9 protein-coding genes and 1 pseudogene are annotated in these 7,239 nt (G+C 44.6%); 7 read left to right on the top strand and 3 right to left on the bottom strand.

The window, feature by feature from the left end:
- Positions 1-62 precede the first annotated feature (62 nt).
- Positions 63-188, bottom strand: coding sequence for a hypothetical protein (locus A4E24_RS07730; RefSeq protein ID WP_292352708.1), 126 nt, complete (start codon positions 186-188; stop codon positions 63-65).
- Positions 189-348: 160 nt separating this feature from the next.
- Here A4E24_RS07730 and A4E24_RS07725 point away from each other — a divergent pair, with 160 nt between their 5' ends.
- From A4E24_RS07725 to A4E24_RS07695, 7 genes are all read left to right on the top strand, one after another.
- Positions 349-759, top strand: coding sequence for a hypothetical protein (locus A4E24_RS07725; RefSeq protein WP_292352707.1), 411 nt, complete (start codon positions 349-351; stop codon positions 757-759).
- Between the two features lie 36 nt (positions 760-795).
- The gene (locus A4E24_RS07720) at positions 796-1,491 is read left to right on the top strand and encodes a hypothetical protein (RefSeq protein ID WP_292352706.1); all 696 of its coding nucleotides are present in this window, start codon (positions 796-798) and stop codon (positions 1,489-1,491) included.
- A 122-nt stretch (positions 1,492-1,613) separates the two neighbouring features.
- Positions 1,614-2,165 carry a metal-dependent hydrolase gene (locus A4E24_RS07715; RefSeq protein ID WP_292352705.1) on the top strand — a complete coding sequence of 184 codons (552 nt, stop codon included), beginning with the start codon at positions 1,614-1,616 and terminating at the stop codon, positions 2,163-2,165.
- 84 nt (positions 2,166-2,249) lie between these two features.
- Positions 2,250-2,915 carry an acyltransferase gene (locus tag A4E24_RS07710; RefSeq protein ID WP_292352704.1) on the top strand — a complete coding sequence of 222 codons (666 nt, stop codon included), beginning with the start codon at positions 2,250-2,252 and terminating at the stop codon, positions 2,913-2,915.
- Positions 2,916-2,956: 41 nt separating this feature from the next.
- Positions 2,957-4,039, top strand: coding sequence for a DegT/DnrJ/EryC1/StrS aminotransferase family protein (locus A4E24_RS07705; RefSeq protein WP_292352703.1), 1,083 nt, complete (start codon positions 2,957-2,959; stop codon positions 4,037-4,039).
- A gap of 3 nt (positions 4,040-4,042) precedes the next feature.
- Positions 4,043-4,975 (top strand): UDP-N-acetylglucosamine 3-dehydrogenase, encoded by a 933-nt coding sequence (locus A4E24_RS07700; protein WP_292352702.1) that lies wholly within the window; start codon positions 4,043-4,045, stop codon positions 4,973-4,975.
- A gap of 23 nt (positions 4,976-4,998) precedes the next feature.
- Positions 4,999-6,429: a nucleotide sugar dehydrogenase gene (locus tag A4E24_RS07695; RefSeq protein ID WP_292352701.1), complete on the top strand. Its 1,431-nt coding sequence runs from the start codon at positions 4,999-5,001 to the stop codon at positions 6,427-6,429.
- Here A4E24_RS07695 and A4E24_RS07690 read toward each other — a convergent pair.
- Both A4E24_RS07690 and A4E24_RS07685 read right to left on the bottom strand, forming a co-directional pair.
- On the bottom strand, positions 6,414-6,737 hold the full coding sequence (locus A4E24_RS07690; RefSeq protein ID WP_292352700.1) for a VanZ family protein: 324 nt from the start codon (positions 6,735-6,737) through the stop codon (positions 6,414-6,416). The two genes, A4E24_RS07695 and A4E24_RS07690, sit on opposite strands and share 16 nt — an antisense overlap.
- Positions 6,738-6,999: 262 nt before the next feature.
- A pseudogene (locus A4E24_RS07685) lies at positions 7,000-7,239 on the bottom strand (GDP-mannose 4,6-dehydratase); the annotation flags it as partial.

Genomic DNA, 7,239 nt, shown 5'->3' with positions numbered 1-7,239 from the left:
TGATGTACCAGTTCTCTTATTTCCATAGCTATACTTTTTTAGATCCCGCATACATTTCAAATTTACGATGCTGTGAACGAAAAGCCGTGCTTCCCTGTGCCAGTGAAACCGTAGAGTGGAGCAAACAGTACAATAGCGGTGTATTCTTCCAGAGGCTTTACTTCCAGCATCGGCTTAAGATCTGCCATAAGTCGATCTTCGTGCAAAGTAGCTGTGATAATCGTGGCTACTTCCTGCGTTATAACTGTTCATTGAATTAAAACACAATGCATTTATATTCGATTAATATATATTTGGGCATAAGTAATTATAGTTGATCTAATGACTTTTTTACGTGGAGGCATATTTTTGGAAGAAATTGTAAGGTGTTCCCGGTGTATCCTGCCAGCCAGTTTGCCAAGTGTAAAGCTTGATGACAAAGGGGTATGTAATTATTGTAACAGTTTTGACCGATCGTTCGGTGATTGGGACAATGTAAAAGAGATGAAGAAAAAGCAATTTGAGCAAATCATTGAAAAAGTGAAAAAACAAAATGCTGAATATGATTGCCTTATCCCTCTGAGCGGAGGAAAGGATAGCACATATGCACTCTATGTTTGCGATAAGATATACAACCTCAGATGCCTGTGCATTACTTTTGACAATGGGTTCTTATCGGACTATGCAAGAAAGAACATCAGAAATGCGATCAATGCTACAAGAGCAGATCATATTTATTATGCCGTCAATCCGAAAACAATGCTTGAACTATACAAGTAGTTCATAATACAGTGCGGTCATGTATGTGTTCCCTGCATGCGGGGTATCGGACTAGTGAGCTACTTCCCTCTTGAAGCTTTCAATATACCGATCGTAATATCCGGAAATGGCCGAAAGATCTCCTATTTGAGTGGATTTCCCGAGGTTTTCCAAAGTGGGGACCTTACAGTTTTCCAGAACGTGTGCAAAGATATTGAAGTTAAGAACGGATGTGCTTCTTTATTAGGTCATGAGCCAAAAATCAGTTATAAGTCCTATCTAAGTGCTGCACTTAACCTTATGGGCATCAAGGATAAGTTCGTTCCTAAATATATCACTCCTGGCACTGTGGGAATATATGACTATTTAGACCCTAATTATAAAGAGATCCTTGAAACCATAGCTCGTGAAATGGGATGGGAAAGGGCCGGCGATAGTTTTGAACACACAGATTGCTTCCTGCATGAGATCCCCTTCTATATACATACTATCAAATTCCCGGAGGTCACACCATCTACATTCTATTACAGCAACCGCATAAGATTGGGACAGATGACACGGGAAGAGGCTCTTAAACTGGAACTGGAAGAGCTGGAAAACCCCCAGATAGTACAGGGCCTCGATGATTTCCTGAAGCAGATAGGCATGTCCAGGGAAGAGTTCATCAAAGAGGTGGAAGATTGGACAAAGATCAAAAAATACAGGAATGAGGAGCCATTTTATGGCAAATTCTATCGTAAGTTCCGAAAATAGGACTTTGCTAAGAACTCCAGTAAAATAGCTACGCTGTATTCCCTTTTTTAAAATAGCAAGAGAATATATTAACAACCCGATAAACCATAAACGTATTTATATCAGAATATTATATTAATGCGATGTTTGTCTTTGGCCATTTAGGAATAACATTGGGTCTTTTCATGCTTCTGGAGCATAGATCGCCAGCTTTGAAAGGCCGCATTGACTATGCGGCGGTACTATTTGGCTCCATGCTGCCGGACCTTATTGATAAACCAATAGGAAGGGTCATATTCTCAGGAACTATAGATAATGGACGAATTTTTGCACATACCTTGCTGTTCTTTATAATCCTCTGCGGCGCTGCATTCTATATATGGAAGAAAAAGAACGATATGAGATTCATGTTCCTCTGCGCTGCAAGTTTTTGTCATTTGATCGAGGACAATATGTGGGAAGTACCTGCAACACTGTTCTGGCCCCTTATGGGCTGGCAGTTCCCAAGTAATCCAGGGCCCTATGATGGGATCCTTGATTATTTCCAGACCCTCATGACCTATGCATATACTCCGGCCCTTGATTATGTGTTCGTTTCTGAGGCCACGGGTTTCATGATCCTTCTACTCCTGAGTGTCAGATACCTGCGACAGAAATATCTATTATATGTCATATCGGGAGCCCTTAAGCCATGAAACGTGCTGTAACCTTTATATATACAAATAACGATATAATAAGCAAAATATATTTAATTTGTTGATAGTCAGAAGAGGATATTAATGGGAGAAAATATTAGGATACACCGAAGCTCAAAGCTTTATGGCAGAACTTCTGTAGGTGAAGGAACTGTCATTATGGAAAATGTCACATTGGGCTACCCCGAACATCGTGTGTTAATGGAGATCATAAAACAAGGGATCGAGATCGAGGACCATGATCATCCGGGTACCACCATTGGCAGGGACTCTTTCATCCGTGCCGGTACTACCATATTCAGTAATGTGAAAACAGGTAACGGGTTCAAGACTGGTCACAATGCTATGATAAGGGAGAACACTTCAATAGGCAACAGTGTACTTGTAGGCACCAATGTGATCATAGACGGTAATGTAAAGATCGGTAACAATGTGAGCATTCAGGGTAATGTCTACATTCCCACGCATGTCACAATAGAAGATAACGTATTCGTCGGTCCATGTGCCGCGCTTGCGAACGATAAATATCCTGTGAGAGGCGAATACATAGCCGATGGACCTACACTGCGCAAAGGTGCATCCATTGGTGCCAATGCCACTCTTGTTCCAGGGGTGGAGATCGGCGAAGGATCAATGGTAGCTGCCGGGGCTTTGGTCACAAAAGACGTGCCTCCATGGAAGCTTGCCATAGGATGTCCGGCAAAAATAACCGAACTGCCGGAGAAGCTTAGACAATTGAATAAATTATAAATATAGGTCTATTGTTTTATTTGTAGTTCTTAAAGAGGTATATGATGATAAACATCGCAAAACCATACCTTGACGAAGCGGAGATCGAGGCCGTCACCGCCGTACTGCGTTCAGGGGTAATAGCTGAAGGGCCGAGGGTGGCCCAGTTCGAGCAGGCCTTTGCAGAATATATCGGAGTGGATCATGCGGTAGCTGTAAACTCCGGAACTGCCGCATTGCATGTAGCATTGATGGCCCATGGCATAGGCCAGGGAGACGAGGTTATAACCTCACCCTTCAGTTTCGTAGCCACTGCCAATTCTATTGTGTACACTGGCGCAAAACCTGTTTTTGCAGACATTGACCCAGATACCTATATTATTTCTCCTGACCAGGTCCATGAGATGATAACCAGTCGCACAAAGGCAATAATGCCTGTACATCTTTACGGGCATGCTGCTGACATGGGTGCAATTATGGAAATAGCTGAAGACCATAACCTTCTTGTCATCGAGGATGCCTGTCAGGCACACGGAGCAACGTACAAAGGTAAGAAGGTCGGTTCATTCGGAACCGGTGCCTTCAGCTTCTACCCTACCAAGAACATGACCACCAGTGAGGGTGGTATCATTACCACGGATGACCCGGACATTGCAGCCCGTTCACGCATGCTCAGGGCGCATGGTTCAAAACAGCGCTATCTGCATGAGATGATAGGCTATAATTTCCGTATGACCGATATTTCCGCTGCTATAGGTATCGTACAGCTGGGAAGGCTGGCCGAGTTCACCGAAAAGAGAAGGCAGAACGCCAGGAAGCTTGCAAGTGGTCTTAAAGGCTCAAAGAACCTCATATTACCTGTAGAGAAAGAGAACTGCTCACATGTGTACCACCAGTATACTATCCGCACACCCCGCCGTGATTCACTACGTGATACACTTCAAGAGAAAGGTATTGGTACAGGTACATACTATCCCCTGTGCATCCACCAGCAGCCTTTGTACAAGGAAATGGGTTATGCAGGAAGTTTCCCCAATAGTGAGAAGGCAGCCCGCGAAGTCCTGTCCATACCAGTGCATCCGGGATTATCAGATGCTGATATAAACACTGTCATTGCATGTATAAAGGAATGGGACCAGAGGTAAGACATGATAAGAATAGGAGTCATTGGTGTAGGTTCCATGGGAAAGAACCATGTAAGGATCTACAGTGAGATGGACGGTGTAGAGCTGGTTGGTATCTCTGATGTGAACAAAGAACTTGTTGAAGAGCTTGCACATACTTTCAACACCACGCCTTATACGGATTATAAGAAGCTATTGGCCCAGGGATTGGATGCCGTCAGTATTGTGGTGCCCACCAAAATGCATACATCTGTAACATTGGACGCTTTGAATGCGGGAGTTAATGTTCTTGTAGAAAAACCAATTGCAGACACTCTTGAAAATGCAGACCTGATGATCAATGCTGCCAAGGAAAAGGGATTGATGCTCATGGTGGGGCACATCGAGAGGTTCAATCCTGCTGTGATCAAGCTCAAGCAGATCATAGAGTCCGGACTATTAGGTAAGGTAGTATCCATTTCCACAAGAAGGGTAGGTGCCTATAATCCCAGGATAAGGGATGTTGGTGTCATTCTGGATATTGGAGTGCATGATGTGGATATTATTTCTTATCTGTATGGTAAGAAGATAGACCAGGTCTATACTATAGCAGGAGCTAACATTCATTCTTCCGAGGACCATGCATCCATACACCTGCGTTTCGAGCATGATTATTCAGGTCTTGTGGATGTGAACTGGCTCACGCCACATAAAGTACGCACTCTCACCGCAGTGGGTGTTGCGGGTGTTGCATATCTTGATTATCTCAAGCAATCTCTTGTGCTCCACGACAAGGAATGGGTACGTGAGGCAAAGGTCGAGCCAAAGGAGCCACTGCTCAATGAACTTCAATACTTCGTACGGTGTGTTGCCAATAAAGAACAGCCACATCCAAATGGAGTGGATGGAAAACATGCCCTGGAGGCATGTATGGCCGCTATTACATCATATCATGAAGAAAAAGTGATAGATATTTAATAAAAAAAGGAAAGTGAATTATAATGAGCGAGAAATTAATAAAGATACTTAAGGAGAAAGGGCCGATCAAGAAAATAGGTGTTATCGGCATGGGATATGTGGGTATCCCGGCAGCTGCACTGTTTGCAGATGCTCCCTGCTTTGATCACGTACTGGGTTTCCAGAGAGCTTCATCTTCTTCAGGATACAAGATAGACATGCTTAACAGGGGAGAAAGTCCCCTGAAAGGTGAGGAGCCAGGACTTGAAGATCTGCTGCAGAAGGTCGTAAAGGCAGGCAAGTTCACCTGTACATCTGATTTCTCAAGGATCAGCGAGCTTGATGCTGTTACATTGGCTATCCAGACACCGTTCGAGGACCCAAAGAGCCTCTTGCCGGACTTTACTGCACTTATCGAAGGTATAAAGAACGTTGGCAAGAATCTCAGGAAAGGTATGCTTGTAGTGCTTGAATCCACCATTACCCCAGGTACCACCGTCGGCATGGCAAGGGAGATCCTGGAAAAGGAATCAGGTCTTGTTGCAGGTGAGGACTTTGCACTGGCGCATGCGCCTGAGAGGGTTATGGTCGGAAGGCTTCTGCAGAACATAAGGGAGCACGACAGGATCGTGGGTGGTATTGATGATGTTTGTACAAAGAGGGCAGTTGAGCTATATACGCCTGTGCTCACTAAAGGCAAGGTAATACCCATGACAGCTACTGCTGCCGAGGTCACCAAGACCGCTGAGAACACTTTCAGGGACCTGCAGATAGCAGCAGCTAACCAGCTTGCATTGTACTGTGAGGCTATGGGCATCAATGTATATGATGTGCGCGCCGGTATTGCAAGCCTTAAAGGCGAGGGTATCACACGAGCTATCCTGTACCCTGGAGCAGGGGTCGGTGGACACTGTCTGACCAAGGATACATATCATCTGGAGCGCGGTGTCACCCTGGGTATAGAACCGCTGGACTATCCGGAAAATGCCGAGTCCATCTATGTGCTTGCCAGAAGGGTAAATGACTTTATGCCAAAGCACATGTTCAATCTCACTGTCAAGGCTCTGGAAAGGATCGGTAAAAAGCCAAAAGGCATCAAGATCGCTATGTTAGGCTGGGCATTCCTGAACGATTCCGATGACGCCCGCAATCCTCCTTCAGAACCATACAGGGATATGGTGCTACAGGCTGGCTGTGAAATAAAAGTGCATGACCCTCACGTGGTCCACTATCCCGGCATAGATATACATGCCAATATCGATGAGGTGCTGACAGGAGCCGATGTGGTCGTTATCTTTACAGGACATAAGCAATATTTCGGCCTGACCCCTGAACAGATCAAGCAGAAGATGGGAAAGAAACAGCCTGTGATAATCGATGGCCGCAATGTGGTGGACCCAGACAGGTTCATTAATGCAGGTTTTGTCTATAAGGGAATAGGCAGAGGAGATAAGAACGGTCACTCTCTTAAGTGATCGTTCTTCTTTTTCTTTTTTACTTTTTTAAATTGATCTATCGTTTTTTTATTCTTCTTGTCCCAAAGATGCTTTATGATAAGTACCAGGATACCTGCCTGTGCAACGACCACACCTACACTATCAGCTAGGACGTCCCATTCGCTTGAACTCCTTCTTGGTACGAAGGATTGATGGAACTCATCCGTAATGCCATAGAATATGCCCACCAATATAGCCAGGATAGCAGCATACCTTCTCAGGAAAACATGTTTTGAGTTCCTGAAGGTGAGGTGCAGCAGCACACCAAAGCCAAAATAGAAACCCATCTGAAGTACTTTGTCTTTATGGTCATAGGCATAATGCACAAGGTCTATGACAAGTATTAGTCCAAGATTCAGTAGCTGGTCCCTGACCCAGTACAGAACTGGCAGATGAGTGATGCTTCAGGGGATGTTGATCTCGGAATGTGCTGACAGATAAAAGATAGCCAGAGCATAAAGCACGCTCGATGATACGAATATCCTGAACTTTGTGATCTTAAAAATCATTGTCCAACCTTATTGTCACCACACCCGTGGCTCCTTCAGGTTATTCAGCAAATTCCATCAGACCTTCCCTGAGAGAAACCTTTGGTTCAAATCCCAGGGTTTTCCGCGCTTTGGAAATGTCAGAACAACTGTATTTTATGTCCCCGGGCCTTTCAGGCATGTACTGCACCGGCACGTCCAAATCGAATATTTCAAGTACCATATTTGCAAGCTCGCTCACAGTGATACTGTTACCTGTACCGGCATTGAACACATGGCCATTGGCATCTTCCTTTTCAAG

Origin of the sequence: Methanomethylovorans sp. PtaU1.Bin093, assembly GCF_002067275.1 — an archaeon.
GTDB lineage: Archaea > Halobacteriota > Methanosarcinia > Methanosarcinales > Methanosarcinaceae > Methanomethylovorans.
Note: the sequence above shows the minus strand (reverse complement) of the source record. Positions and strands in the feature narration are given on the sequence as shown.